At 70.3% G+C, this 24,866-nt stretch carries 23 protein-coding genes; 19 read left to right on the forward strand and 4 right to left on the reverse strand.

The features are described from left to right. Positions 1-24 precede the first annotated feature (24 nt). Positions 25-1,434, reverse strand: a complete 1,410-nt coding sequence (gene radA / locus QQY66_RS28080) for a DNA repair protein RadA (protein ID WP_301983055.1) — start codon at positions 1,432-1,434, stop codon at positions 25-27. 197 nt (positions 1,435-1,631) lie between these two features. Between radA and QQY66_RS28085 the strand changes: the two genes are divergently transcribed. After that, complete coding sequence (locus QQY66_RS28085) at positions 1,632-3,383, forward strand: hypothetical protein (protein ID WP_301983056.1); 1,752 nt, start codon at positions 1,632-1,634, stop codon at positions 3,381-3,383. Positions 3,384-3,451: 68 nt separating this feature from the next. On the opposite strand, the gene QQY66_RS28090 is transcribed toward QQY66_RS28085, so the two are convergent. Then, on the reverse strand, positions 3,452-4,309 hold the full coding sequence (locus QQY66_RS28090) for a hypothetical protein (protein ID WP_301983057.1): 858 nt from the start codon (positions 4,307-4,309) through the stop codon (positions 3,452-3,454). 83 nt (positions 4,310-4,392) lie between these two features. Here QQY66_RS28090 and QQY66_RS28095 point away from each other — a divergent pair, with 83 nt between their 5' ends. From QQY66_RS28095 to ilvD, 4 genes are all read left to right on the forward strand, one after another. Then, positions 4,393-5,409 (forward strand): Ppx/GppA phosphatase family protein, encoded by a 1,017-nt coding sequence (locus QQY66_RS28095; RefSeq protein WP_301983058.1) that lies wholly within the window; start codon positions 4,393-4,395, stop codon positions 5,407-5,409. A 49-nt stretch (positions 5,410-5,458) separates the two neighbouring features. Then, positions 5,459-6,283 (forward strand): sugar phosphate isomerase/epimerase, encoded by an 825-nt coding sequence (locus QQY66_RS28100; protein ID WP_301983059.1) that lies wholly within the window; start codon positions 5,459-5,461, stop codon positions 6,281-6,283. Then, the gene (locus tag QQY66_RS28105; RefSeq protein WP_301983060.1) at positions 6,280-6,885 is read left to right on the forward strand and encodes a TetR/AcrR family transcriptional regulator; all 606 of its coding nucleotides are present in this window, start codon (positions 6,280-6,282) and stop codon (positions 6,883-6,885) included. The genes QQY66_RS28100 and QQY66_RS28105 overlap by 4 nt, the downstream gene beginning before the upstream one ends. 135 nt (positions 6,886-7,020) lie before the next feature. After that, a complete protein-coding gene (gene ilvD / locus QQY66_RS28110; RefSeq protein ID WP_301983061.1) occupies positions 7,021-8,874 on the forward strand; it encodes a dihydroxy-acid dehydratase in 1,854 nt (617 codons plus the stop codon). Positions 8,875-8,962: 88 nt separating this feature from the next. On the opposite strand, the gene QQY66_RS28115 is transcribed toward ilvD, so the two are convergent. Further along, positions 8,963-11,053: a serine/threonine-protein kinase gene (locus tag QQY66_RS28115; RefSeq protein WP_301983062.1), complete on the reverse strand. Its 2,091-nt coding sequence runs from the start codon at positions 11,051-11,053 to the stop codon at positions 8,963-8,965. A 180-nt stretch (positions 11,054-11,233) separates the two neighbouring features. Here QQY66_RS28115 and QQY66_RS28120 point away from each other — a divergent pair, with 180 nt between their 5' ends. The 14 genes from QQY66_RS28120 (at position 11,234) to QQY66_RS28185 (ending at position 23,399) form a co-directional block, all read left to right on the forward strand. Beyond that, a complete protein-coding gene (locus tag QQY66_RS28120) occupies positions 11,234-11,560 on the forward strand; it encodes an SH3 domain-containing protein (RefSeq protein WP_301983063.1) in 327 nt (108 codons plus the stop codon). Between the two features lie 84 nt (positions 11,561-11,644). Next, on the forward strand, positions 11,645-11,929 hold the full coding sequence (locus QQY66_RS28125) for an SH3 domain-containing protein (RefSeq protein ID WP_301987521.1): 285 nt from the start codon (positions 11,645-11,647) through the stop codon (positions 11,927-11,929). A 43-nt stretch (positions 11,930-11,972) separates the two neighbouring features. Beyond that, positions 11,973-12,500 (forward strand): EamA/RhaT family transporter, encoded by a 528-nt coding sequence (locus QQY66_RS28130; protein WP_301983064.1) that lies wholly within the window; start codon positions 11,973-11,975, stop codon positions 12,498-12,500. A gap of 250 nt (positions 12,501-12,750) precedes the next feature. Then, positions 12,751-13,515 (forward strand): class I SAM-dependent methyltransferase, encoded by a 765-nt coding sequence (locus QQY66_RS28135; protein WP_301983065.1) that lies wholly within the window; start codon positions 12,751-12,753, stop codon positions 13,513-13,515. Between the two features lie 555 nt (positions 13,516-14,070). Then, positions 14,071-14,895, forward strand: a complete 825-nt coding sequence (locus QQY66_RS28140) for an ABC transporter ATP-binding protein (RefSeq protein WP_301983066.1) — start codon at positions 14,071-14,073, stop codon at positions 14,893-14,895. Further along, complete coding sequence (locus QQY66_RS28145; protein WP_301983067.1) at positions 14,892-15,680, forward strand: ABC transporter permease; 789 nt, start codon at positions 14,892-14,894, stop codon at positions 15,678-15,680. The genes QQY66_RS28140 and QQY66_RS28145 overlap by 4 nt, the downstream gene beginning before the upstream one ends. Positions 15,681-15,830: 150 nt before the next feature. Then, positions 15,831-16,643 carry a pyrroline-5-carboxylate reductase gene (gene proC, locus QQY66_RS28150; RefSeq protein ID WP_301983068.1) on the forward strand — a complete coding sequence of 271 codons (813 nt, stop codon included), beginning with the start codon at positions 15,831-15,833 and terminating at the stop codon, positions 16,641-16,643. A gap of 183 nt (positions 16,644-16,826) precedes the next feature. Further along, positions 16,827-17,921 (forward strand): Gfo/Idh/MocA family protein, encoded by a 1,095-nt coding sequence (locus QQY66_RS28155; RefSeq protein WP_301983069.1) that lies wholly within the window; start codon positions 16,827-16,829, stop codon positions 17,919-17,921. Next, entirely contained in the window at positions 17,918-18,871 is a 954-nt protein-coding gene (locus QQY66_RS28160; RefSeq protein WP_301983070.1) for a PmoA family protein, read from the forward strand. The genes QQY66_RS28155 and QQY66_RS28160 overlap by 4 nt, the downstream gene beginning before the upstream one ends. After that, the gene (locus tag QQY66_RS28165) at positions 18,865-19,599 is read left to right on the forward strand and encodes a cupin (RefSeq protein ID WP_210578037.1); all 735 of its coding nucleotides are present in this window, start codon (positions 18,865-18,867) and stop codon (positions 19,597-19,599) included. Before QQY66_RS28160 ends, QQY66_RS28165 begins: the two co-directional genes overlap by 7 nt. 92 nt (positions 19,600-19,691) lie before the next feature. Further along, the gene (locus QQY66_RS28170) at positions 19,692-20,972 is read left to right on the forward strand and encodes an ABC transporter substrate-binding protein (protein ID WP_301983071.1); all 1,281 of its coding nucleotides are present in this window, start codon (positions 19,692-19,694) and stop codon (positions 20,970-20,972) included. Further along, positions 20,969-21,919, forward strand: a complete 951-nt coding sequence (locus tag QQY66_RS28175) for a carbohydrate ABC transporter permease (protein ID WP_301983072.1) — start codon at positions 20,969-20,971, stop codon at positions 21,917-21,919. The genes QQY66_RS28170 and QQY66_RS28175 overlap by 4 nt, the downstream gene beginning before the upstream one ends. 110 nt (positions 21,920-22,029) lie before the next feature. Continuing rightward, positions 22,030-22,806, forward strand: coding sequence for a carbohydrate ABC transporter permease (locus tag QQY66_RS28180; protein ID WP_301987522.1), 777 nt, complete (start codon positions 22,030-22,032; stop codon positions 22,804-22,806). Then, positions 22,803-23,399, forward strand: a complete 597-nt coding sequence (locus tag QQY66_RS28185) for a hypothetical protein (RefSeq protein WP_301983073.1) — start codon at positions 22,803-22,805, stop codon at positions 23,397-23,399. Before QQY66_RS28180 ends, QQY66_RS28185 begins: the two co-directional genes overlap by 4 nt. 34 nt (positions 23,400-23,433) lie before the next feature. Here QQY66_RS28185 and trpS read toward each other — a convergent pair whose 3' ends face one another. Then, positions 23,434-24,432, reverse strand: a complete 999-nt coding sequence (gene trpS / locus QQY66_RS28190; protein WP_301983074.1) for a tryptophan--tRNA ligase — start codon at positions 24,430-24,432, stop codon at positions 23,434-23,436. Positions 24,433-24,866 lie beyond the last annotated feature (434 nt).

Genomic DNA, 24,866 nt, shown 5'->3' on the forward strand with positions numbered 1-24,866 from the left:
GCACGGGCGAGACCAGGGCAAAGTCTACCGGCGGTCCTCCTCGTCCCGTGGGGCCTCTCGGCGACGTGAGCGCGGAAGGACTCTCAGGGCGTCCCCTATGTCGGCCACTTCCAGGACCTTCATACCGGCAGGGATCTTGCCGGGATCGCCCGGCACGAGCGCGTGCGTGAAGCCCAGACGGTGCGCTTCGGAGAGCCTGCGCTGCACGCCCGTGACCCGTCTGACCTCGCCCGCGAGCCCCACTTCGCCGATCGCGACGAGGTTCTTGGGCAGGGGGGTGTCGCTGGCGGCCGACGCCAGGGCGAGGGCGACGGCCAGATCCGCGGCGGGCTCGGAGAGCTTCACTCCGCCGACCGTCGCGGAGTAAATGTCCCGTTTGCCCAACGCGCTGATTCTGCCCCGCTGCTCCAGGACGGCCAGCATCATCGAGACACGGGAGGTCTCCAGGCCGGATGTGGTGCGGCGGGGGGAGGGGATCTGGGAGTCGACGGTCAGCGCCTGGACCTCGGCGACCAGCGGGCGGCGGCCCTCCAGGGTGACGGTCAGGCAGGTGCCGGGCACGGGCTCGGCCCGCCGGGTCAGGAACAGGCCGCTCGGGTCGGCCAGGCCGGTGATGCCCTCGTCGTGCAGCTCGAAGCAGCCGACCTCGTCCGTGGCGCCGTACCGGTTCTTGACGCCTCGTACGAGCCTGAGGCGCGCGTGCCGGTCGCCCTCGAAGCTCAGGACGACATCCACGAGGTGCTCCAGGAGCCGAGGTCCCGCGATGGCGCCGTCCTTGGTGACATGGCCCACAAGGAGCGTGGACATCCCGCGCTCCTTGGAGGCCCGGATCAGCGCCCCGGCCACCTCGCGCACCTGCGCCATGCCGCCGGGTGCGCCGTCGATCTCCGGGGAGGCCACCGTCTGCACGGAGTCGAGGATCAGCAGGGACGGTTTCACCGCGTCCAAGTGGCCGAGCACGGCGGACAGATCGGTCTCGGCGGCGAGATAGAGGTGGTCGTCGAGCGCCTTGATGCGGTCGGCGCGCAGCCGGACCTGGCTCGCCGACTCCTCGCCCGTGACGTAGAGCGTGCGGTGCTCGTCGCTCGCCGCCTTGGCCGCCACGTCGAGCAGGAGGGTCGACTTGCCGACGCCGGGCTCGCCCGCGAGGAGGACCACGGCGCCGGGGACCAGGCCGCCGCCGAGCACCCGGTCCAGCTCGGGCACGCCGGTGGAGCGGGCGGTGGCCTGGCGGCCGTCGACCTGGCCGATGGGCAGCGCGGAGGTGGTGACGCGCCCCGGTGTCGTCGTACGGACCGCGGGCGCGCCGTACTCCTCGATCGTCCCCCAGGCCTGGCACTCGGGGCACCGACCGAGCCACTTCGCCGTCTGCCAGCCGCACTCCGTGCAGCGGTAGGACGGGCGGTCCTTGGTGGATTTCGTACGGGCAGCCATGCGGAGAACCGTAGCCGGGAGCACTGACAACGCTGCCGCCGGACGTGTGCTCACCCGGCACCACCGCCGCCGCGATGGGCGCCCCGAACCATGGAATCCAGCGTTCCTGTCCCCTTATGAGGGATCGTTTCACCCGTATGGATTAAAAGTGCTCAAGGGGCGAGAAGCCGCCAACCCCCGCCGCCTACGGTCCACGGGTGATGAGCAGCAGTTCGGAGACCACGACCCGCACCACCGGCGCACACAAGGCGCACCGGGAGGCGCGTGACCGTGCTGCCGCGCGCACGCTGGCGCAGCGGCTGCCCGCGCGCTACGAGCCCTACTTGGACGGCCTGTTCACCTACTGCCTGTCCGTGCTGTGCGACCACGACGCGGCGACCGCCGCCCTCGGGGACGTCCTCGTACTGGCCGAACGGCGTGGCCGGCACGGCCCGGACGCGGCGGGCGACCGCAGGGCCTGGCTGTACGCGCTGGCCCGCTGGGCGTGCCTGCGCAAGCTGGCCGAGGCCAAGCAGAAACGTCAGGCCACCCACGCCGCGGGACGACATACCGGCGACCGGCGGCGCACCGAGGAGTCCCCCGCGCCGCCCGTCCCCCAGAAGGCCCAGGAGCAGCGCCGGGGCGAACTCGCCCTGCTCGCCTGGCCGGAGGCCGCCGGCACCACCCCGGAACAGCGCGAGGCGCTCGAACTCGCCGTGCGCCACCATCTCGCCGCGCACGAGGTCGCCGCCGTCCTCGGCCTGGACCTGGCCGGCGCCCGCGAACTGCTCGCCTCCGCCGCCTGCGAGGTGGAACGCACGCGTGCCGCCCTCGCCGTCGTGGAGACCGGCGGCTGTCCGGGCGTCGCCCGACTCACCGGCGACAACCAGCTGGTGCTCAGCGCCGCCGTCCGCCGTGAGCTGGTGCGGCACGTCGACGACTGTCCGCGCTGCCGCCGTACCGCCGAGCGCGCGATCCCCGGCCGCTGGCCCGGCGCGAACGCCACCACCGCCGAGCTGCCCGTCCTGGAGGCGCCCCGTGCGGAGCTGCACATCGCCATGGCGCACGGCCCGCGCGCGCGGATCGCCGCTCCCCGCTTCGACCGGCGGGGCTTTCCGATGGACCCCAAGGACCGCGCGGCCCGCAGAGACCGGCTACGCGCGCGTGCCCTGACGACCACCGTGGTCGCCACCGTGGTGGCCGCACCCGTGCTCGCCCTGTGGGCGGCCTACCGCGGCACACCCGTCGCCGAGGGCCAGGAGGGCAGCTCGGCCAGCGCGAGCGAGGCGCACGGCCCCGGCGGACTGGACGGCGAGACGCCGGACGGCGGCTACGAGCACGCCGGGAACGCCGACATCAGGCCCGGCGCGCGCTTCGCGACGGGCGGCAGGCCCGACGTCTCGGTGGAGGTCGTCAGCGTCACCGGCGCCGCCAAGAAGGCCCACCTCGAGGTGACGGCCGGCCACAGCGGCGACACCACGCTCCTCACCCTCACCGCGACCGGCTCCGCGCCCGTCCGCTGGTCCGCGACCACCGGCCACCCCTGGCTCTATCTGAGCCAGTCGGCGGGAACCCTCGCCCCCGGCGAGTCGTTGACGATCAAGGTGTACGTCGACCATCTGCGCGAACCGGCCGGGCCCTGGAGCGTGCGCGTGGCGATCTCACCGGCCGGCGCCGTCGTCTCCATCGAGGGCTACGGCACCGCGCCCACCCCGTCCCACCCGGGACCCGCCCCAGGCACCCCCGGCAACCCGCCCCCGTCGACCTCCGACCCCACTCCGACCCCGCCCGACCCGACACCCACCGGGCCCACGCCGAGCGACCCGCCCCCGACCTCGGCAGACCCGAGCCCGACACCCACCGAGCCGTCGCCGCCCGACCCGGGAGGTCCGGGGAATCCGGGGGACCCGTCAGGCTCGTCGCCCCCGTCGCCGAGCGACACCGGCGCGCCGAGCCCGCCCCCGTCGTAGGGGCTCGATCGACGAGCGGCCCGGCCCACCGAATCCGCAGCGGCCCAGCCCACCGAATCCGCAGCGGCTCAATCCACCGGATCCGCCGGATGCGGCGCCAGCAACGGCAGCTGCGACGCCAGCCGCTCCTCGCACAGCTCGACCAGCCGGTCGTAGCCCGCCTTGCCCATCAGCTCGGTCAGCTCCGCCCGGTACGACACATAGACCGGATCGCCCGCACCGTGCGCCGAGGTCGCCGAGGTGCACCACCAGTGCAGGTCGTGGCCGCCCGGACCCCAGCCCCGGCGGTCGTACTCACCGATGGACACCTGGAGCACGCGCGTGTCGTCGGGCCGGTCGATCCACTCGTACGTCCGCCGGACCGGCAGCTGCCAGCACACGTCGGGCTTGGTCTCCAGCGGCTCGCGACCCTCCTTCAGAGCGAGGATGTGCAGCGAGCAGCCCGCGCCGCCCGCGAAACCGGGCCGGTTCTGGAAGATGCACGAGCCTTGATACGGGCGGGTCTGCCGGTCGCCGTCCTCGTCGACCGAGACCCAGCCGGTCTGGGTTCCCACGTCATGGTGCTGCCAGATTTCCGGCGTGAGCCTCGCCACATGCTCGGCGACCCGCTTCTCGTCGTCCTCGTCGGAGAAGTGCGCGCCCAGCGTGCAGCAGCCGTCGTCCGCGCGGCCCGCCTGGATGCCCTGGCAGCCGCTGCCGAAGATGCAGTTCCACCGAGAGGTCAGCCAGGTCAGATCGCACCGGAAGACCTGCTCGTCGTCCGCCGGATCAGGAAATTCCACCCACGCGCGCGCGAAGTCGAGGCCCTTCTCGTCGCTCACCTGCGGGACCTTCGGCTGCTTGGCCGCCTTCGCCTGCGAAGAACCCTTGCCGGATTTGGCCTTCTTGGTCGACTTTTCGTCCTTCGCCTTTTTCGTCTTTGGCACAGGATCAGGGTAAGTCGCCCGGAACCCGTTCCGGGACCGCCGGGGTGGCGGTCCAGGTCTGCGCTGGCAGTAGCGTTCTGTACATGAGACTCGGTGTCCTCGACGTGGGATCGAACACGGTGCACCTCCTGGTGGTGGATGCGCACCCCGGCGCGCGCCCCCTGCCCGCGCATTCGCACAAGGCGGAACTGCGCCTTGCCCAACTCCTCGACGACGATGGAGCGATCGGCCCCGACGGCGTCGACCGGCTGATCGGCGTCGTCCGCGAGGCGCTCCAGGCCGCCGAGGACAAGGGCGTCGAGGACCTGCTGCCCTTCGCCACCTCCGCCGTGCGCGAGGCCACCAACGCCGACGACGTCCTCGCGCGCGTGCATGCCGACACCGGCGTCGAGCTCCAGGTCCTCACCGGCGCCGAAGAAGCCCGCCTCACCTTCCTCGCCGCCCGCCGCTGGTTCGGCTGGTCGGCGGGAAAGCTGCTGGTCCTGGACATCGGCGGCGGTTCCCTGGAGATCGCGTACGGCATCGACGAGGAGCCCGACGCCGCCGTCTCCCTCCCCCTGGGCGCCGGCCGCCTCACCGCCGCCTGGCTCCCCGGCGACCCGCCCGACCCGGAGGCGATCCGCACCCTGCGCCGCCATGTCCGCGCCCAGATCGCCCGCAGCGTCGGCGAATTCACCCGCTTCGGCCCTCCGGACCACGTCGTCGCCACCTCGAAGACCTTCAAGCAACTGGCCCGCATAGCCGGCGCCGCCCGCTCCACCGAGGGCCTCTACGTCCAGCGCGACCTCAAGCGCGAGTCCCTGGAGGCGTGGGTTCCGCAGCTGGCGGGGATGACCGCAGCTCAGCGCGCGGAACTCCCGGGGGTCTCGGAGGGACGCGCCGGGCAGCTCCTCGCGGGGGCCTTGGTGGCGGAGGGCGCGATGGACCTGTTCGGCGTGGAGACGCTGGAGATCTGCCCGTGGGCGCTGAGGGAGGGTGTGATCCTACGGCGACTTGATCACATGGGCTCCGTTGGCGCCCCGACAGGGGCGCGGGGAACTGCGCGAGCAACCCCCCACGACCCCGCACACGCCTATGGCGAACAGCACAACGGCGAATAGGCGAACACCAACCCCGACCCACCCCCCAGAGACACGTACCCTTTCCCTCGTGGCAAACCCAGCCGTACGGATCCCGGACGCGAAGGTCGCCCTCTCGACCGCCTCGGTCTACCCGGAGTCGACGGCGACGGCCTTCGAGATCGCCGCGCGCCTCGGGTACGACGGCGTCGAGGTCATGGTGTGGACCGACCCGGTCAGCCAGGACATCGAGGCCCTGCGCCGCCTCTCGGACTACCACCGCATCCCGATCCTGGCCGTCCACGCCCCCTGCCTGCTCATCACGCAGCGCGTGTGGTCCACCGACCCCTGGGCCAAGCTCCAGCGCGCCCGGGCGGCGGCCGAGAAGCTGGGCGCGAGCACGGTCGTCGTACACCCCCCGTTCCGCTGGCAGCGCCAGTACGCCCGTGACTTCGTCGCCGGGATCTGGCGTATGGCCGACGAAACGGATGTGCGGTTCGCGGTGGAGAACATGTACCCCTGGCGCTACCGCGACCGCGAGATGCTCGCGTACGCCCCCGACTGGGACGTCACCAAGGACGACTACCGCCACTTCACGATCGATCTCAGCCATACGGCGACGGCGCGCGCGGACGCGATCCACATGATCGACCGCATGGGGGACCGGCTCGGCCATGTCCACCTCGCCGACGGCCGGGGCTCGGCGAAGGACGAGCACCTCGTGCCGGGCCGCGGCACCCAGCCCTGCGCCGAGCTGCTGGAACGACTCGCCCTGACCGGTTTCGACGGCCATGTCGTCATCGAGGTCAACACCCGGCGCGCGATGTCCAGCGCCGAACGCGAGGCCGACCTCGCGGAGGCGCTCGCCTTCACCCGCCTCCATCTGGCGTCGGCCGCGCAGGTGCCCCGGCGATGACCGACGCGACCGCCCGAAGGCGCGGCAGACCCCGTCGTACGGAATCCGCCGACACCCGCGACCGGATCCTGAACGCGGCCCGCGAGGAGTTCTCCGAGCGGGGCTACGAGAAGACGTCCGTGCGTGCCATCGCCAAGGCGGCCGGGGTCGACTCGGCGCTGGTCCACCACTACTACGGCACCAAGGAGCAGGTCTTCGAGGCGGCCGTCGAGGTCGCCTTCGCGCCGGCCCTGAAGGTGCGTGACGTGGTCCTCGAGGGCCCGCTCGACGACGTCGGGGAGCGCATGACCCGGGTGATCTTCGGGCTCTGGGAGAACCCGGTCACCCGCAAACCGCTGCTCGCGATCGTGCGGTCCGCGGTGAACACCGAGGCCGCGGCGGCCGTCTTCCGCCGACTCGTCTCCGCGCAGCTGCTGCGCCGCATCGCCGGTGAGCTCGATGCCCCGGACGCGGAACTGCGCGCCGAGCTGGCGGCGGCGCAGCTCGTCGGCGTCGCGATGATGCGGTACGTGATCAAGATCGAGCCGGTGGCGTCGGTGGACGTGGAGCAGATCATCACGCGGGTGGCGCCGGTGGTGCAGGGGCACCTGACGAATCCCTGAATCCTGAATCTCTGAATCCTGAATCCCTGAGACGCGCATCCCGCATGCCGGACATGGCATCCGGCTGTCAGTGCCCCGGCGTACGCTCGAAGCAATCAATATTCTCGGCAGAATTCTCCGAAGGAGCGAGCGACGATGCCCGAGCTGAGGTCCCGCACAGTCACCCACGGCCGCAACATGGCGGGCGCCCGCGCCCTTATGCGCGCCTCCGGTGTACCCGGTGCGGACATCGGCCGCAAGCCGATCATCGCGGTCGCCAACAGCTTCACGGAGTTCGTGCCGGGCCACACCCACCTCCAGCCGGTGGGCCGGATCGTCAGCGAGGCGATCGTCGAGGCCGGCGGCATCCCGCGCGAGTTCAACACGATCGCGGTGGACGACGGCATCGCGATGGGCCACGGCGGCATGCTGTACTCGCTGCCCTCCCGCGACCTGATCGCGGACTCGGTCGAGTACATGGTCGAGGCCCACTGCGCCGACGCCCTGATCTGCATCTCCAACTGCGACAAGATCACCCCGGGCATGCTGAACGCGGCCCTGCGGCTGAACATCCCCACGGTCTTCGTCTCCGGCGGCCCGATGGAGTCCGGCCGCGCCACCCTCGTCGACGGCACGGTCCGCACGCTCGACCTGGTCGACGCGATCTCCGACGCGGTGAACGACAAGATCTCGGACGAGGACATCCTCCGTATCGAGGAGAACGCCTGTCCGACCTGCGGCTCCTGCTCCGGCATGTTCACCGCCAACTCGATGAACTGTTTGACGGAGGCCATCGGCCTCTCCCTCCCCGGCAACGGCTCGGTGCTCGCGACCCACACGGCCCGCAAGGGGCTGTACGAGGCGGCGGCCCGCACGGTCATGGACATCACCCGGCGTTACTACGAGCAGGACGACGAGACGGTCCTGCCGCGCAACGTCGCCACTTTCGCCGCCTTCGAGAACGCGATGGCGCTGGACATCGCGATGGGCGGCTCCACCAACACGATCCTGCACCTGCTGGCGGCGGCCCAGGAAGCGGGCGTCCCGTTCGGCCTGGAGGAGATCAACGAGGTCTCGCGCCGCGTGCCCTGCCTGGCGAAGGTCGCTCCGAACGTCGCCAAGAACCGCACGTACTACATGGAGGACGTGCACCGCGCAGGCGGCATCCCCACCCTCCTCGGCGAACTGCACCGCGCGGGCCTGCTGAACGAGGACGTGCACGCCGTGCACAGCCCGTCGCTCGCGGACTGGCTCAAGACGTGGGACGTGCGCGGCGGTTCCCCGTCGGCCGAGGCGGTGGAACTGTGGCACGCGGCCCCGGGCTGCGTCCGCTCCGCCGAGGCCTTCTCCCAGTCCGAGCGCTGGGAAGCCCTGGACGAGGACGCCGAGGGCGGCTGCATCCGCTCCGCCGAGCACGCGTACTCGAAGGACGGCGGCCTGGCGGTTCTCAAGGGCAACCTGGCGGTCGACGGCTGCGTGGTGAAGACGGCCGGCGTCGACGAGTCGATCTGGACCTTCGAGGGTCCGGCGGTCGTCTGCGAGTCGCAGGAAGAGGCCGTAGAGAAGATCCTCAACAAACAGGTCACCGACGGCGACGTCGTCGTCATCCGCTACGAGGGCCCCAAGGGCGGCCCCGGCATGCAGGAGATGCTCTACCCCACCTCCTTCCTCAAGGGCCGCGGCCTCGGCAAGACCTGCGCCCTGATCACCGACGGCCGCTTCTCCGGCGGCACCTCCGGCCTCTCCATCGGCCACGCCTCCCCGGAGGCCGCGTCCGGTGGCACGATCGCGCTGGTCGAGGACGGCGACCGCATCCGCATCGACATCCCCAACCGGACCATCGAACTGCTCGTGGACGAGGCTGAGTTGGCGCGTCGCGAGCAGGCGCTGAGTGGGGTGTACGCCCCGAAGAACCGGGACCGGAAGGTGTCGGCGGCACTGCGGGCGTACGCGGCGATGGCCACCAGTGCGGACAAGGGTGCTGTGCGGGATGTGTCGAAGCTGGGCTGAGGGGTTGGGCTGAGGGGTTGGGCTTTTGAGGGCCTGAGGGTTTGAGGGCCGCCTCCGCGAGGGGCGGCCCTTTCGTGTGCGACCTGCGCTACCAGGTGGCCGGATCGCGTGCGTCGAGGGCGAAGACGGTGCCGTCGGGGGCGGCGGCGTAGATGTGGCCACCCGCGATCAAGGGCTCGGGCAGCGCGGCCATGACCTGGTCGGAGTTGGTGCCGAGCCGCGCGGTCGTCTGGCCGAGAAGTCTTCCGTCATGGGCGTCGACGGCGAGCAGCCGCCCGTCAGGGGCGGTCACGTACACATGACGGCCGTCGGTGACCGGTGCCGACGCTCGGCTCACGGCTGCCTCCAAGCTCCACCGCTGCTTCCGCGCCTCCATGTCGACAGCGACAAGCGATCCGCCGGAACCCATGAGGTAGACGAGGTTTCCGCGCACGGTCCCATGAGCCTGTGCCAGCGGAACGGGCAGTGCCACGCGGCGCACAGCTCCGCTGTCCGGGGTGTAACGGACCACGGCCTTCGCGTCCCCGTAGACCGCGTCGGCGCCGACGAAGAAGACGGACCCCTGCGCGGTGCCGAGGGGCTCCAGCGTTCCCTTCAGCTGCGCGTCCCACCGCACGTCACCGGTCTCCGGATCCACTGCCGTGACCCGTGTGCTCGTCCCGTCGTCGGACGTGCTCATGGCGTACGCCAGCGGATCACCGGCGAACGAGCCGAAGTACGGCGCCCGGTGGCCAGGTATCCGCCGACTCCACTTCGTATCGCCCGAGGAGCTGTCCACGCCTGTGACCATCCCGTCGGCGCTCGTGAGCAGGAGTGCGTCTCCCGCGGTCGCCTGGCCGCTGTACGCGGGCACGCTCTGCTGCCAACGCACCTTTCCCGAGGCAGGATCGAGCCCTTCCAGCCGGCGCCCCTCATCCAGTGGAGGCTGCACCAGGCCCCCCGACACCACGGGCGGTCTGCCCCCGAGCACCCTGGCGTCGGAATGCCGCCACAACACGTGGCCGCCGGACGGATCGACGGCGAAGACCATCCCGGGCTGCGAACAGAGCAACTTCCCCGCCCCATAGGAACACTGGGGCGCGCTCTTGCCGGAACCCGGCGTGGCCTCCCACGCCTTGAATCCGGCCGAACTGGTCTGCGGGGCGGCGCTCCGGGGTGCGCCGTTCACGCCGTCGAGCAGCGGGACCGAGGCCAGCGCGCCGATCAGGGCGAGGCCGACCGCCCCCGCGCCGAAGGCCGCCCGCTTGCCGAACCGTCTCTTCGGTGGTCGTTCAGGCTCCTCGGTACGGGGTTCCGGCCTCGGCGTATCAGCCGTCCGCTGTGCTGGGATGAACGCCTGCGTGTCGTACGAGGCCGCCACCGAACGGAGTTCCCGCATCAGCTCGTCGGGCGTGGGCCGGTCCTCGGGTTCCTTGGCGAGGCAACGCAGCACCAGCGGCGCCAGATCCTCCGGTACGGCGGTCAGGTCCGGCTCGTCGTGCACCACCTGGTAGGCGACGACGTACGGGCTGTCGGAGTCGAACGGCCCTCGCCCAGTCGCCGCGTGCACCATCACGGAACCGAGCGCGAAGATGTCGGCGGCGGGCCCGACCTCCCGTGGCCGCCGGAACTGCTCGGGGGCCATGAACGGCGGCGTGCCGATCAACTTGCCCGTCTCGGTGCGCAGTTCGCTGTCCTTTGGCCTTGAAATACCGAAGTCGATGACCTTCGGACCGTCCTCGGCGAGCAGCACATTGCTCGGCTTGAGATCGCGGTGCACCACCCCGACGCGGTGTATGTCGCGCAGCGCCTCGGCCAGTCCGGCCATCAGACGGCGCAACTGTGCACTGGGTAGGGGACCGTTCCGCTTCACATGGTCGGACAGGGTCGGTCCCGGTATGAACAAAGTGGCCATCCATGGCCGTTCGGCCTCCGGGTCTGCGTCGACGACGGACGCGGTGAAGGCGCCGCTCACCCTGCGCGCCGCGGCCACCTCCTGGCGGAAACGCCCCCTGAACTCGGGATCCCGGGCGAACGCGGCATGTACGACCTTTACCGCGAGCTTCATCCCCGAGGTGCTCCGGGCCAGGTGCACAACTCCCATGCCGCCGGAACCCAGACAGGACTCCAGGCGGTAGTGGCCGGCGTATTCGGGAAGTTCCGCTTCCGCGCCCGCTCCGGCGTTCCGCTGTGGCGCCATGGGACCACCCCCGTGCTGTTCGTCGGCGCGCGCGACGCACGGAGCCTAGTCGATGACTCGTACGAGACAGAGGCGACTTGCTAGCCTCCCTGTGCGAATTGCGTCCATGTGTTTCATGGCGTGTTTTAGGGTGATCAACGGGACCCCATGGCAGTCATGGGGTCAACGGGGGAGGCTTTCATGTCTGTTGAGCGCGTCGATGAGCTTGAGGACGACGAGAGAGAGGCCGTCACGACAGCAGCGGCCACGACCGAGGCTCTTCGCTACTACTCGGTCGCACCGGGCGTCCGTCTCAACGTCCGCAGGGGCCCTGGCACCAACTACGCCGTCATCCGCATCCTGCCCGAGGGCGCCAGGGTCCCGATCTTCTGCCAGACGCCGGGCACGTGGGTGGCGGGTCCGTACGGCACGTCGAACATCTGGGACAACATCGACGACGGCGAGTTTGTGTCGGACAGCTATGTGAACACCGGCAGCGACGGCTACATCCGTCCGCGCTGCTCCTGATCCCACGACCATCGCCCAGGAGGGCTCATGACATCCCGAAGACGTCTGTCGATCCTGCTCGCAGCCGCCGCCGGTGCCTTTCTCATGGTGCTGGGCGTGTCGCCCACCGCCACGGCGGCCACCCGGTACTACCCGGTCGCCCCGGACGTCCGCCTGAATGTCCGTAGCGGCCCCGGCACCAGCTACACCATCGTCCGGGTCCTGCCCGAGGGGTCGCGCGTCCCGATCTTCTGCCAGACACCGGGTACGACGGTGACGGGTCCGTACGGCACGTCGAACATCTGGGACAACATCGCCAACGGCGAGTTCGTGGCGGACGCCTACGTGAACACCGGCAGCGACGGCTACATCGCCTCGCGCTGCGGCTGAACCCACGAGGAGCCCGCGGCCACCCCGGCGCCATAATCGACCCGTGAGCGACGATTCCGGCACCCCGGCCACTCCCGCGGGCTCCAACGGCACCCCCGACACCCCGGCCCCCCGCCCCGAACCCATCCGCTTCTTCGGCACGACCTGGGTGAACCACGACAAGGGCTACACGACCCGCCGTATCGCTGCCGCCGCAGGCTCCCTCGCGACCACGGTGGCCGCCTGCCTCGTCCTCCGCTTCGCCTACGAGGGCCTCCAGATCGCCGGCACCGGCAGCTTCGTCAACCTCCTGGTCGTCGCCATGTTCGCCGTCTGCACCGCACTCGCCTTCCGGCACACCTGGGACGCCTTCGGCAAGCGCCCCGACCCCGACCGACAGTCCTCCCTCCGCGGCCTCCTGGCCATCGGCTTCGTCGGTTCCCTCCTCGCCTACTTCATCCGCTCCCTCGTCGAGGCCCCCGGCGAGAGGCTTCACCGCAAGGAGTACGCAGCGGCTCGCGAACGCCACGAGAAGCGGACGACACGCCGCTCGGGCAACCCTTCGAAGAAGAAGCGGCGGGGGAAGGGCTAGGACCGGGCCGCACTGAGAGCTCCGGTGGGTGCGCCGGCCGCGGCGCCGACGGTTCAGGCCGCCCTGGTCAGCGGGCTCGACGTGCGGGCTGTCGGCTGGAGGAGAGACGTGCAGGCTGTCGGCAGGAAGAGAAACGTACGGGCCGTCGGCTGGAGGAGAGACATAGGGACCCAGAGGACGACAGCGCGCCCCACGCCCCTCTTACCGGAATCTCACCGCTGCCGCCCCCACCCCCGTCCACCATGTCCCTATGACGGCTTCCTCCCACCTCACCCGAGCCCTCTCCTTCAACGCAGCCGCAGCCCAGTACGCCGCCAACCGCCCCTCCTACCCGCCCGCCCTCTTCGACGCGATCGAGGATCTCGCCGCCCGCCCGTTCACCGGCGCCCGCGTCGCAGACATCGGCGCCGGCACCGGCATAGCGACCACCCTCCTGCACGCCCGCGGCGCGGACGTGATCGCCGTCGAACCGGGCGACGGCATGGCGGCCCAGTTCCACCGCACCAACCCAGGAATCCCCCTCGTCCGAGGCACCGGCAACGCCCTCCCCCTGGCCACCGCCTCCGTCGACTTCCTCACCTATGCCCAGGCATGGCACTGGACCGACCTGCAGCACTCGGTCCCGGAGGCGCTCCGTGTCCTGCGCCCCGGCGGCGCACTCGCCCTGTGGTGGAACACCTACGCCCTGGACGTCCCCTGGATCGCCGCCCAGGCGCGCCGCATCGGACACGCCTTCGGTACCGACCCGGTCGTCGATACGAACGGTGCCAGCACCCGCGCCGCCGACCCTTCCGGCCGCCTCGACTTCACCCGCCGCGTGGTCCGCTGGAGCCGCCGCATCCCGATCGACACCCACCTGGCCAACATCGGCAGCCACTCGATCTTCCTGGTCCAGAGCGACGAGACCCGCACCGCCTTCCTGGCCGAGGAGAAGAAGCGCCTCCTGGCCCTCTTCCCCCACGGAACCGTCGAGGAGACCTACGACGTGGACCTCCTCGTCGCCACGCACTCCTGACCCCGCATGGGGGGCGCCCCCCATGCCGCCGCCGCACACACGCGCCCCGACTTCCCCACAGCCCAACCAGCGGCTCCGACACAGGGACGATCCCCACGCGCTCGCACGTCCGCACAACCGTCTCCGCCCACGCCCACGCCCACGCATAGCGGCAGCGCAACGAGGAACCCGCGGGGAAAACGAGGAACCCGCGGGGAAACAGAACAAATCAGCCGCACTCGCAGGGCACACCAGGTGCGCCTCGCGCCAGACCACCGGAGACGCACGGCACGGCCGTCGCCCGGAAGGCGCCCGCGAGGGAAATGCACGCCCCCCCCGCCGCAGGAGCCGCGCCCACCCCGGCGCCCACATGTTCTCCCGCACTCACCCCGCTCCCGCCGCGACGCCCGCCCACGCCCCCGGGTGATGCGCCCCCAGTGATGCGCCCTCCGTGATGCGCGCCCCCCGACACACAACCGCCTCGACATGGCTCCACCCTGACGCGACCCCCACCCCACCCCTCCTCCCCACACCCCCACCTTGACGCCCACCCCCAACCGGAGCATTATTCATCGTATGATGAATTACAAGCCGGACCCACCCGCCCCGACACCGAAGACGACCGCGATCCAAGCCGTCGGCCTCACCGTCGTCCGCGGCCCCCGAACGGTCCTGCGCGGCCTCGACTTCACGGTCCCGCCCGGCCAGATCACCGGCCTCCTCGGCCCCTCCGGATGCGGCAAGTCGACGCTCATGCGGGCGATCGTCGGCACCCAGGCCAAGGTCACGGGCACCCTGGAAGTCCTGGGCCGCCCGGCCGGCCACCCCACCCTCCGCACCCGCATCGGCTACGTCACCCAGGCCCCGTCGGTCTACGACGACCTCACCGTCCACCAGAACCTGGCCTACTTCGCGGCGATCCTGAACCCGGGCCGCGCAGCCGCAGAGCACCGGCACGAGGACGTCACCCGAGTCATCTCCGACGTCGACCTGACCGACCACGCCGACGCCCTGGCAGGCAACCTCTCCGGCGGCCAGCGCAGCAGGGTCTCCCTGGCCGTGGCCCTCCTCGGCACCCCCGAACTCCTGGTCCTGGACGAACCGACAGTGGGCCTGGACCCGGTGCTCCGCCGAGACCTGTGGAACCTCTTCCACGACATCGCGGCCACACGCGGCGCAACCCTCCTCATCTCCTCCCACGTCATGGACGAGGCCGAACGCTGCCACCGCCTGCTGCTCATGCGCGAGGGCGAGATCCTCGCCGACGACACCCCGGACGCCCTCCGCACCCGTACCGGATCCGAGACGGTGGAGGCGGCCTTCCTGCACCTGGTGGACGAGGCAGTCGCGGCCGCCGGTACGAAGGAGACGACCGCCGGTACGAAGGAGACGACGCGATGAGTACGACCACGATGCGTACGACGGTGAGGCCCGCCCCCACCAGCGCCCTGAACGTCTCCCGCACCACCGCCACGGCGGCGCGAGTCCTCAGCCAGCTCCGACACGACCCGCGCACGATCGCGCTGATGATCCTGGTCCCGTGCGTGATGCTGTTCCTGCTGCGCTACGTGTTCGACGGCAGTGCGCGCACCTTCGACAGCATCGGAGCGTCGCTTCTGGGGATCTTCCCCCTCATCACGATGTTCCTGGTCACGTCGATCGCCACGCTCCGCGAACGCACGTCGGGCACGCTGGAACGCCTCCTCGCCATGCCCCTGGGCAAAGGCGACCTGATCGCGGGCTACGCCCTGGCCTTCGGCACGCTGGCGATCGTCCAGTCGGCGCTGGCGACGGGTCTGGCGGTCTGGTTCCTGGGCCTGGACGTCACCGGCTCCCCGTGGCTCCTCCTCCTGGTGGCCCTCCTGGACGCCCTCCTGGGCACGGCCCTCGGCCTCTTCGTCTCGGCCTTCGCGGCCTCCGAATTCCAGGCGGTCCAGTTCATGCCGGCAGTGATCTTCCCCCAACTCCTCCTCTGCGGCCTCTTCACCCCCCGCGACAACATGCACCCCGCCCTTGAGGCGATCTCCAACGTCCTCCCCATGTCCTACGCCGTCGACGGCATGAACGAAGTCCTCAAACACACCGACATGACAGCCAACTTCATCCGAGACATCCTCATCGTCGCCGGCTGTGCCCTCGTGGTCCTCACCCTCGGCGCAGCAACCCTCCGCCGCCGAACAACCTGACACCCCCGCACCACACCGCCCTCCACAGACCAACCCGCCCAACCCAGCCCACCCGCCCCCCAACATCCCGCCCACCGGACACCCACCCCCCACCCCCACCCCAAATGCGAGGATGACCCTGGACGACAACCCTCGGAGGGCACCTCAGCCATGACCCAGAAAGTCGCAGTCCTCGGCACCGGCAAAATCGGCGAAGCCCTGCTCAGCGGAATGATCCGAGCCGGCTGGACCCCGGCCGACCTCCTCGTCACCGCCCGCCGCCAGGAACGAGCCGAAGAACTCCGCACCCGCTACGGCGTCACCCCGGTCACCAACCCGGAAGCCGCCAAGACCGCCGACACCCTCATCCTCACGGTCAAACCGCAGGACATGGGCACCCTCCTCGACGAACTCGCCCCCCACGTCCCCACCGACCGCCTGGTCATCAGCGGAGCCGCCGGCATCCCCACCTCCTTCTTCGAGGCCCGCCTCGCCAACGGCACCCCGGTCGTCCGCGTCATGACGAACACCCCGGCCCTGGTCGACGAGGCCATGTCGGTCATCTCCGCCGGCACGCACGCCAGCGAAGCCGACCTCGCCCATGCCGAGGAGATCTTCGGCGCCGTCGGCAAGACCCTCCGCGTCCCGGAGACCCAGCAGGACGCCTGCACGGCCCTCTCCGGCTCGGGACCGGCGTACTTCTTCTACCTCGTCGAAGCGATGACGGACGCCGGCATCCTCCTCGGCCTGCCCCGCGACAAGGCCCACGACCTGATCGTCCAGTCCGCGATCGGCGCCGCGACGATGCTCCGCGACAGCGGCGAACACCCGGTCAAGCTCCGCGAGAACGTCACCTCCCCGGCCGGCACCACCATCAGCGCCATCCGCGAACTCGAGAACCACGGCGTACGAGCCGCCCTCATCGCCGCCCTCGAAGCCGCCCGCGACCGCAGCCGCGAACTGGCCTCCGGCAACAACGGCTGAGCCGAGCCGCCCCCAGCACTCCATCGCCTCACCACCTTCCAGCAGGCGGAAATCCCCCTCCCCGTGTTGGAAGTTGTTGATCACTGATCGCGACGCGCGTCTTGTCCCATCCTCAGGTGCGTGCTTAACGTCGGACGCAGCAGCGGAAAGCGCTTTCCCTCCGGCCTTCCTGAGGTGCCCTCTATGCCATCCAGCTCCACCTCCCCCCTCCGGGCAGCCGTCGTCGGCACCGGCGCCATCGTCACCGGCAGCCACCTTCCCGCCCTCCGCGCCCACGCCGACCGCATCGAACTCGTAGCCGCAGTCGACGTAGACGCCACCCGCCTCACGGAATTCCAGAAACTGGCCGGTGAGCGGGTCACCGGATACCACGACCTGCCCACCATGCTGGACACCGAGCATCCCGACCTCGTCCTCATCGGCACCCCACCCGCCCTTCACCAGCAACAGACCCTCGCCGCCCTCAAGTCCGGCGCCTGGGCCCTGTGCGAGAAACCACTCACCCTCTCCCTGGCCGAGTACGACGAGCTCGCCGCCGCCGAGGAAGCCACCGGCGCCTACGCCTCCGTCGTCTTCCAGCACCGCTACGGCTCCGGCGCCGTCCACGCCCGCGACCTCATCCAGAACGGCACCCTCGGCACCCCGCGCGTAGCCCACTGCCAGACCACCTGGCACCGCGACGCCGCCTACTACGCCGTACCGTGGCGCGGCCGCTGGGCCTCCGAGGGCGGCGGCCCCACCATGGGCCACGGCATCCACCAGTACGACCTCCTCCTGCACCTCCTCGGCGACTGGACCGAGATCCGCGCGATGGCCGCCCGCCTCGTCCACGCCACCGAGAGCGAGGACGTCTCCACCGCCCTCGTCCGGTTCGCGAACGGCGCCCTCGCCACCGTCGTCAACAGTGTCCTGTCACCCGACGAGGTCAGCCGCATCCGCATCGACTGCGACCGCGCCACCGTCGAACTCACCCACCTCTACGGCCACTCCAACACCGACTGGACCTACACCCCCTCTCCCGGCGCCACTCCCATTCCACCACCCACCACTGACACTCCCAGCTCCCACAAGGCCCAGCTCGGCGCCCTACTCGACGCCCACGACAAAGGCGTACGCCCCCCAGGCAGCGGCCCCGAAGCCCGCCGCACCCTCGAATTCGCCGCCGCCCTCTACAAGTCGGCCTTCACCGGCGCGACGGTCCGGGCCGGCGAGATCGCGCCCGGCGACCCGTACTACTCCGCGATGCACGGCAACCACCCGGAATGGAGCCCCAAGTGACCGCCCCCCACACCGCCGAGCCGCAGATCCAGGTGACTCACGTCCACGGCGAACGCATCACGGTCGCATCCGGCGATGTCCAGTTGATGGAGTACGTCTACAAGCCCGACCCCGATCCGTACGAGTCCCGCAAGCCGTACATCCACCCCCTGCGCACCCTCGCCGGCCACCCGGTCTCCGGCTACCGCCCCAGCGACCACCGCTGGCACAAGGGCGTACAGATGACCGCCAGCCACCTCTCCGGCCAGAACTTCTGGGGCGGCCACTCCTACATCCACGGCGAGGGCTATCTCCCCCTCCGCGACCGCATCGGCTCCATGCGCCACGACGGCTTCGACACCCTCGACGTCTCCGCCGACCGCCTCGCCCTCACCGAGCGCCTGACCTGGATCGAGAACCAGGGCGCCGAATGGGCCCGCGAAACCCGCACGGTCACCCTCCACGACGTAGACGAGGACTCCGGATCCTGGGCCCTGGACTGGTCCATCCACCTGACCAACACCCGCGCGGACGGCGAGCCCCTCACCTTCGGCTCCCCGACCACCGCCGGCCGCGAGCACGCCGGCTACACCGGTCTCCACTGGCGCGGCCCCCGCGACTTCACCGGCGGCCGCGCCTTCGGCCCCGACGGCCCGGACGACCGCGACGCCTCCGACGACCTCATGGGCACCCATTCCCCCTGGCTCGCCTTCACCGCCGAACACGACGACACCGACGGCCACTCCACCCTCGTCTTCGCCCACGCCCCCGAGAACGACAACTCCATCCACCCCTCCCACTGGTTCGTCCGCTCCGAACCCATCCCCACCGTCGCCTTCTCCTGGGCGTTCCACGAGGAGTTCGCGCTCCCGCCGGGGGAGTCCTTCTCGTACCGCTACCGGATCCTCGTCGCCGACGGCGCCTGGGACACCGCGCGCGTGGCGGCCCGACTGAAGGAGCTGAACTGGTGACACTCCCCAACACACCCCCACTCCCCGGCGGCATCGCCCTCTCCCATCTCTCTCCGTACGACTGGCAGGCCGCCGACGGCGTCTGCGGCGGCAGCCCTCACCTCCACCTGGTCTGCACCGAGGCCTACGTCGTCACCGGCGGCACCGGCAGCGTGCAGACCCTCAGCCCCGACGGCTACCGGGAACTCCCGCTCCAGGCAGGCACGGTCGCCTGGTTCACCCCCGGCACCGTCCACCGCATGGTGCAGGGCGAGGACCTCCGCATCACCGTCCTGATGCAGAACAGCGGCCTGCCCGAAGCCGGCGACGCCGTCTTCACCTTCCCTTCCGACTACCTGGACGACCCCGACCGCTACGCAGCCGCGGCCACCCTCCCGCCCCTCGACAGCCCCGACATCGAGGCCGCCGCCCGCAAACGCCGCGACCTCGCCGTCGAGGGCTACCTCACCCTGCGCGAGTCCCTCCGCGCCGGCGACCCCGCCCCGTACCGCGCCTTCCAGGAAGCCGCCGCCCGCCTGGTCGCCCCCAAAGCCGCCGCCTGGCGCGGCATCTGGGAACGCGGCGCCCTCGCCGCCGCCCAACAAACCGGCACCCAACTCGACGCCCTCGCCACCGGCACCGCAGGCGACTACCTCGCCACCGCCACCGCCTTGAGCACCGACCCCCTCCGCCTCGGCGGCTACGGCATGTGCGGCCGCCGCGACGAATACCAACTCCCCAGCGGCTGACAGCCCGAGCCCCTCCGGGACGCGGAGCCGCCCCATCCCCACAGGCTCCGCGCTCCACATCCCCCCACCTCCGAGAGGAGACGCGACACCCCATGCCCGGCAACAGGACAACGAGGTCCTGGGCTCTGGCCCTCACGCTCGCACTCAGTGCACTCGGCACCGGCTGCAGCGGAGGGTCGGACCAGGCAACCGGCGACAAGACCGTGCTGCGCTACACCTGGTGGGGCAACCCCGACCGGGCCGAACGCACCGAGAAGGCCATTGCCCTCTTCGAAAAACAACACCCCCGCATCGACATCCAGACCTCCTTCGCGGGCTACGAGGCCTACAAACAGAAACTCGCCACCCAGGCCGCCGGTGGCGACGCCCCCGACGTCATGCAGCTCGACTACCGCCAGATCGACCAGTACGCCAAGGGCGGCATCCTCCTCGACCTCGCCACCCAGTCCACCGCCCTGAACACCAGCGACATCGACCCCGGCCTCCTCGCCACCGGCAAGGTCGACGACACCCAGTACGCCATCCCACAGGGCCGCGGCACCGAGACCTTCGCCTACGACGCCCAGCAGTGGAAGAAGGCAGGCGTCGACCTCCCGGCCAACGGCTGGACCTGGGACGACTGGGCCAACGCCGTACGCACCGTCTCCGAGCGCACCGGCAAGCCCGGCTCCGTCGACCCCGGCCAGAGCGAGGACGCCTTCGAGGTGTGGCTGCGCGGCCAGGGCAAGTCCCTCTACACCAAGGACGGCGACCCCGGCTTCACCGCCGACGACCTCACCCGCTTCTGGACCTTCACCAACGGACTGCGCCGCGAGGGTGCCGTCTCCTCGGCGGAGGACACCACCCAGGTCGACGGCACCGTCGAGAACACCCCCCTCGGCCGCGGCACCGCCTCCGGCGACTTCAACTGGGACGCCCCCACCGCCGGCCTCGTCCCGATCCTCGGCGACAAGCTCGCCCTCGGCCCCCTTCCTGCCGGCCCCGCCGGCGTCGGTCAGTACTTCAAGCCCTCCATGTTCATGGCCGTGGCCGACTCCACCAGCCACCCCAAGGAAGCCGCCGAGTTCATCGACTTCATGGTCAACAACCTCGACGCGGCCCGCATCCTCGGCGCCACCCGCAGCATCCCGGTCAACGACACCGCCCGCGACACCGTCGTCCCCGAACTCACCGGCATCGACAAGCAGATCGCCGACTACCAGCAGTCCGTCGAAGGCGAACTCAAACCGCCACCCCAGGCACCGCCCTCCGGCGACAGCGGCCTGCAAACCACCTTCATGCGCGACTACGACCAGGTGTCCTTCGGCAAACTGTCGCCCCGCGAGGCGGCCGAGAACTACCTCACCGAGGCGAAGGCGGAGCTGAGGCAATGACCACCACCGAAACCCCTGTCGCCCGCACCGCCCAGACCGACAAGGCCCCCGCCCCGCGCCGCTCCCGACGCCGCCGCGAAGGAGCCGCCTGGGTCTTCCTCTCCCCATGGGTGCTCGGCGCGAGCGTGCTCACCCTGCTCCCGATGGCCGTGTCGCTGTACCTGTCGTTCACCGACTACGACATGTTCACCGCCCCCCACTGGATCGGCCTGCGCAACTACACGCAGATGTTCACCGAGGACCCCCGCTACTGGCGCTCCGTCCTCGCCACCCTCACCTACGTCGTCATAGCCGTCCCCCTCCAGCTCGCGCTCGCCCTGGCAGTGGCCCTGGCCCTGAAATCGATGCGCCGCGGCAAGGCCTTCTACCGCTCCGCCTTCTACGCCCCCTCCCTCCTCGGCGCCTCCATGTCCATCGCCCTCGTCTGGCGGGCCCTGTTCAACGACGGCGGCACCGTCGACCGCCTCCTCGGCACCGGCGGCTGGGTCAACCGCCCGGACTGGGCCCTCCTGGCCGTCGCCCTCCTCACCATCTGGCAGTTCGGCGCCCCCATGGTCATCTTCCTGGCCGGGCTCCAGCAGATCCCCGCCGAGCTGTACGAGGCAGCCGCCGTCGACGGTGCCGGCACCTGGCGCCGCTTCACCTCGATCACCATCCCCATGCTGTCCCCGGTGCTCTTCTTCAACCTGGTGCTCCAGACCATCCAGGCCTTCCAGGTCTTCACCCCCGCCTTCGCCATCAGCGCAGGCAAGGGCGGCCCCGCCGACTCGACGCTCTTCTACACGCTCTACCTCTACGACCGCGGCTTCGTCGCCTCCCACATGGGCTACGCCTCCGCCATGGCCTGGGTCCTGCTCGCCGCCATCGGCCTGATCACCGCCGTCCTCTTCAAGACCTCACGCAGCTGGGTCTTCTACGCCAACGAGACCGAGGGAGGGGCCCGATGACCCTCGCCACCGACGCCCCCCGCAAAACCGATCCCCGCCCGGACTCACGGCGACGCCTGCCGCTGAACCGCATCGCCCTGCACATCGGCTGCCTCGCCGCCCTGCTGGTGATGCTCTACCCTCTGGCCTGGCTGCTCGCGACCTCGCTCAAGCCCGCCGACGAGGTCATCGCCAGCCTCAAGCTGCTGCCGTCCCACCTCGAGTGGTCCAACTACAGCACCGCGCTGGACGGCGTGAACGACGTCTCCATCGGCCGTCTGCTGATCAACTCCCTGCTTATCGCAGGCGGCGCGGTCCTCGGCAACGTCATCAGCTGCTCGCTCGCCGCATACGCCTTCGCCCGGTTGAAGTTCCGTATGCGAGGGCCCCTGTTCGCCTTCATGATCGCCACGATCATGCTGCCGCACCACGCCGTACTGATCCCGCAGTACATCGTCTTCAACCAGCTCGGCATGGTGAACACATACTGGCCGCTGATCCTGCCGAAGTTCCTGGCCACAGAGGCCTTCTTCGTCTTCCTCATCGTCCAGTTCATGCGCGGTCTGCCACGGGAACTGGAGGAGGCGGCCACGATCGACGGCTGCGGCCCCTTCCGCACCTTCTTCTCGGTCATCCTCCCCCTGACCCGCCCCGCCCTGATCACCACCGCCATCTTCACCTTCATCTGGACCTGGAACGACTTCTTCACCCAGCTCATCTACCTCTTCACCCCCGAGAAGTTCACGCTCACCCTCGCCCTCCGCCAGTTCGTCGACGCCTCCAGCCAGTCCTCCTTCGGCCCCATGTTCGCGATGTCAGTGATCGCCCTCCTCCCGATCGTCCTGTTCTTCCTCGCCTTCCAACGCTTCCTCGTCGAAGGCATGGCCTCCTCGGGGGTCAAGGGATGAGCACGACACCCCACCGCGAGCCCGGCGAACTCTTCGGCCCGCGCGCCACCCTCTTCGCCGACGTCCTGAGCATCGGCCTCGCCACCACCCTCACCTGCCTCCCTCTGATCACCGCACCGGCCGCCCTCTCCACCGCCTGCGCGGTACTCAGGGGCGCGGCCAACCACGAACCCTCCACCGCCGGCCGCTACTTCGCCCTGCTCCGCCAACGCCTGCGCCCCGGCGACCTGGCCGCGGGTGCACTCGCCCTGGCCGCCACCCTCCTGGTGATTGCGGACCTGGCCCTGGCAAGCGCGGGCCTGCCAGGAGCACGGCTGTTCGCGACAGCGGCCACAGCACTCACAGCAGTGGCCCTCACAGTCGCCCTGCGGGCCTGCGCCCGTCCCGAGTCCCTCACCGACTGGCGAGCGGCACTCCGCGCAGCCGCAACCGACACAGCACGTGACCCCGCGGGCAGCGCCCTGGTCCTGCTCGCGGTGGCCACGGCTGCTCTCTGCGCCTGGATGATGCTGCCGCTCGCCCTCCTGACCCCGGGCCCCCTCGCACTCGCCCTGGCCGGAGTGGCAAGGCGAAGGGAGACAGCCGGGACATAAGGACGGGACCTAGGACGAGAGCCGCCTGGCTATCTCAGGCAGGCGGCAACAGCCCGATCGCGCGATAGGCGGCATCCACAGTCGGCCGCGCCATCCCCCGTGCCTTCTCAGCCCCATCCCGCAACACCCCCTCCACATAACCAGGATCCGTGCACAACTCCTTGTGCCTCTCCTGTACGGGCCTGAGGAACTCCACCACGGCGTCAGCGGTGTCCTTCTTCAACGCGCCATACGACTCATATACACCGCTCAAGCCCTCCGGGTTCCCACCCGTACAGGCCGCAAGGATCTCCAGCAGATTCGCGACCCCGGGCCGCCCCTCCCGGTCGTACACGACCTCCTGCCCGCTGTCGGTCACGGCCCGCATGACCTTCTTCCGCACCACGTCAGGCTCATCCAGCAGATAGACGATCCCCGGCCCGACGTCCTCGCTCTTCCCCATCTTCGACGTCGGCTCCTGCAGGTTCATCACCCGCGCCCCCACCTTCGGATACGTCGCCCGCGGCACCACGAACGTATGCCCGTACCGCTGGTTGAACCGCACGGCCAGATCCCGCGCCAGCTCCACATGCTGAACCTGGTCATCCCCCACAGGCACCTCATCGGTCCCATACGCCAGGATGTCCGCCGCCATCAGCACGGGATACGTCAGCAACGACAGCCGCACACTCCCGCCCCGCTCGCGCTCACGCGCCGCCTTCTCCTTGTACTGGATCATCCGCCGCATCTCACCGTCGGTGGCCACGCACTCCAGCACATACGACAGCCGCGCATGCTCATCCACATGGTTCTGCACGAACACGGTGCACAGCGCTGGATCCAGCCCCGCAGCGAGCAACAGCGTCGCCGCCTGCCGACTGAGCCGCCGCACCCGCGCCGGATCGTGGTCCACGGTCAGCGCGTGCAGGTCGACGATGCAGAACAGCGCGTCCGCCTGATGCTGATCGACCGCGGCCCACCGCCGTATGGCCCCCAGATAGTTCCCCAGCGTCAGATGCCCGGTCGGCTTGACCCCGCTGAAGACCCGCGTCATCTCTCCACCTCCTGGTCGAGACCGCCGCACCCGGCCGGCCGACCCTCCCGGAGGGAGATACGAGAACGGCCGCCGAAGCGGCGGCCGTTGGTTGCATACGTGAGTACGGCCGCCGTCAGGCGGCCCACCACAGCTGGGTACACGTACGCGTCGTCATGCAGGCCAGGCTACGCCCCCACAGCCCCCTGCGGACCCAAGTTGACACGCCCAGACCCGGTACGTACTGTTCTCCGAGTTGTCCGACGTGAGCGCCGACTCCGGTCGGTCCCCGGACAGCCATTCCGTAAGTACCAACCACTACTCGACGAGCAGTGATCATTCTGCCGTCGCGTCATTGGTATGCGTATTTACGGAATGAGGAATCCGCGTTCGAGAGACCGCAGCCCCCGATTAGCTCGGGAGCCAGGAATCCGCTAAAGTCTCACTCGTCGGAA

The organism is Streptomyces sp. DG2A-72, from assembly GCF_030499575.1.
Classification (GTDB): domain Bacteria; phylum Actinomycetota; class Actinomycetes; order Streptomycetales; family Streptomycetaceae; genus Streptomyces.

Coding starts and splice junctions, on each gene's coding strand:
- QQY66_RS28095 (WP_301983058.1), top strand. CDS start 4,393: ATGAGACTCGGTGTCCTCGACGTGGGATCGAACACGGTGCACCTCCTG.
- radA (WP_301983055.1), bottom strand. CDS start 1,434: ATGGCTGCCCGTACGAAATCCACCAAGGACCGCCCGTCCTACCGCTGC.
- QQY66_RS28170 (WP_301983071.1), top strand. CDS start 19,692: ATGCCCGGCAACAGGACAACGAGGTCCTGGGCTCTGGCCCTCACGCTC.
- QQY66_RS28185 (WP_301983073.1), top strand. CDS start 22,803: ATGAGCACGACACCCCACCGCGAGCCCGGCGAACTCTTCGGCCCGCGC.
- trpS (WP_301983074.1), bottom strand. CDS start 24,432: ATGACGCGGGTCTTCAGCGGGGTCAAGCCGACCGGGCATCTGACGCTG.
- ilvD (WP_301983061.1), top strand. CDS start 7,021: ATGCCCGAGCTGAGGTCCCGCACAGTCACCCACGGCCGCAACATGGCG.
- QQY66_RS28140 (WP_301983066.1), top strand. CDS start 14,071: ATGATGAATTACAAGCCGGACCCACCCGCCCCGACACCGAAGACGACC.
- QQY66_RS28115 (WP_301983062.1), bottom strand. CDS start 11,053: ATGGCGCCACAGCGGAACGCCGGAGCGGGCGCGGAAGCGGAACTTCCC.
- QQY66_RS28135 (WP_301983065.1), top strand. CDS start 12,751: ATGACGGCTTCCTCCCACCTCACCCGAGCCCTCTCCTTCAACGCAGCC.
- QQY66_RS28125 (WP_301987521.1), top strand. CDS start 11,645: ATGGTGCTGGGCGTGTCGCCCACCGCCACGGCGGCCACCCGGTACTAC.
- QQY66_RS28145 (WP_301983067.1), top strand. CDS start 14,892: ATGAGTACGACCACGATGCGTACGACGGTGAGGCCCGCCCCCACCAGC.
- proC (WP_301983068.1), top strand. CDS start 15,831: ATGACCCAGAAAGTCGCAGTCCTCGGCACCGGCAAAATCGGCGAAGCC.
- QQY66_RS28120 (WP_301983063.1), top strand. CDS start 11,234: ATGTCTGTTGAGCGCGTCGATGAGCTTGAGGACGACGAGAGAGAGGCC.
- QQY66_RS28180 (WP_301987522.1), top strand. CDS start 22,030: ATGCTCTACCCTCTGGCCTGGCTGCTCGCGACCTCGCTCAAGCCCGCC.
- QQY66_RS28175 (WP_301983072.1), top strand. CDS start 20,969: ATGACCACCACCGAAACCCCTGTCGCCCGCACCGCCCAGACCGACAAG.
- QQY66_RS28105 (WP_301983060.1), top strand. CDS start 6,280: ATGACCGACGCGACCGCCCGAAGGCGCGGCAGACCCCGTCGTACGGAA.
- QQY66_RS28155 (WP_301983069.1), top strand. CDS start 16,827: ATGCCATCCAGCTCCACCTCCCCCCTCCGGGCAGCCGTCGTCGGCACC.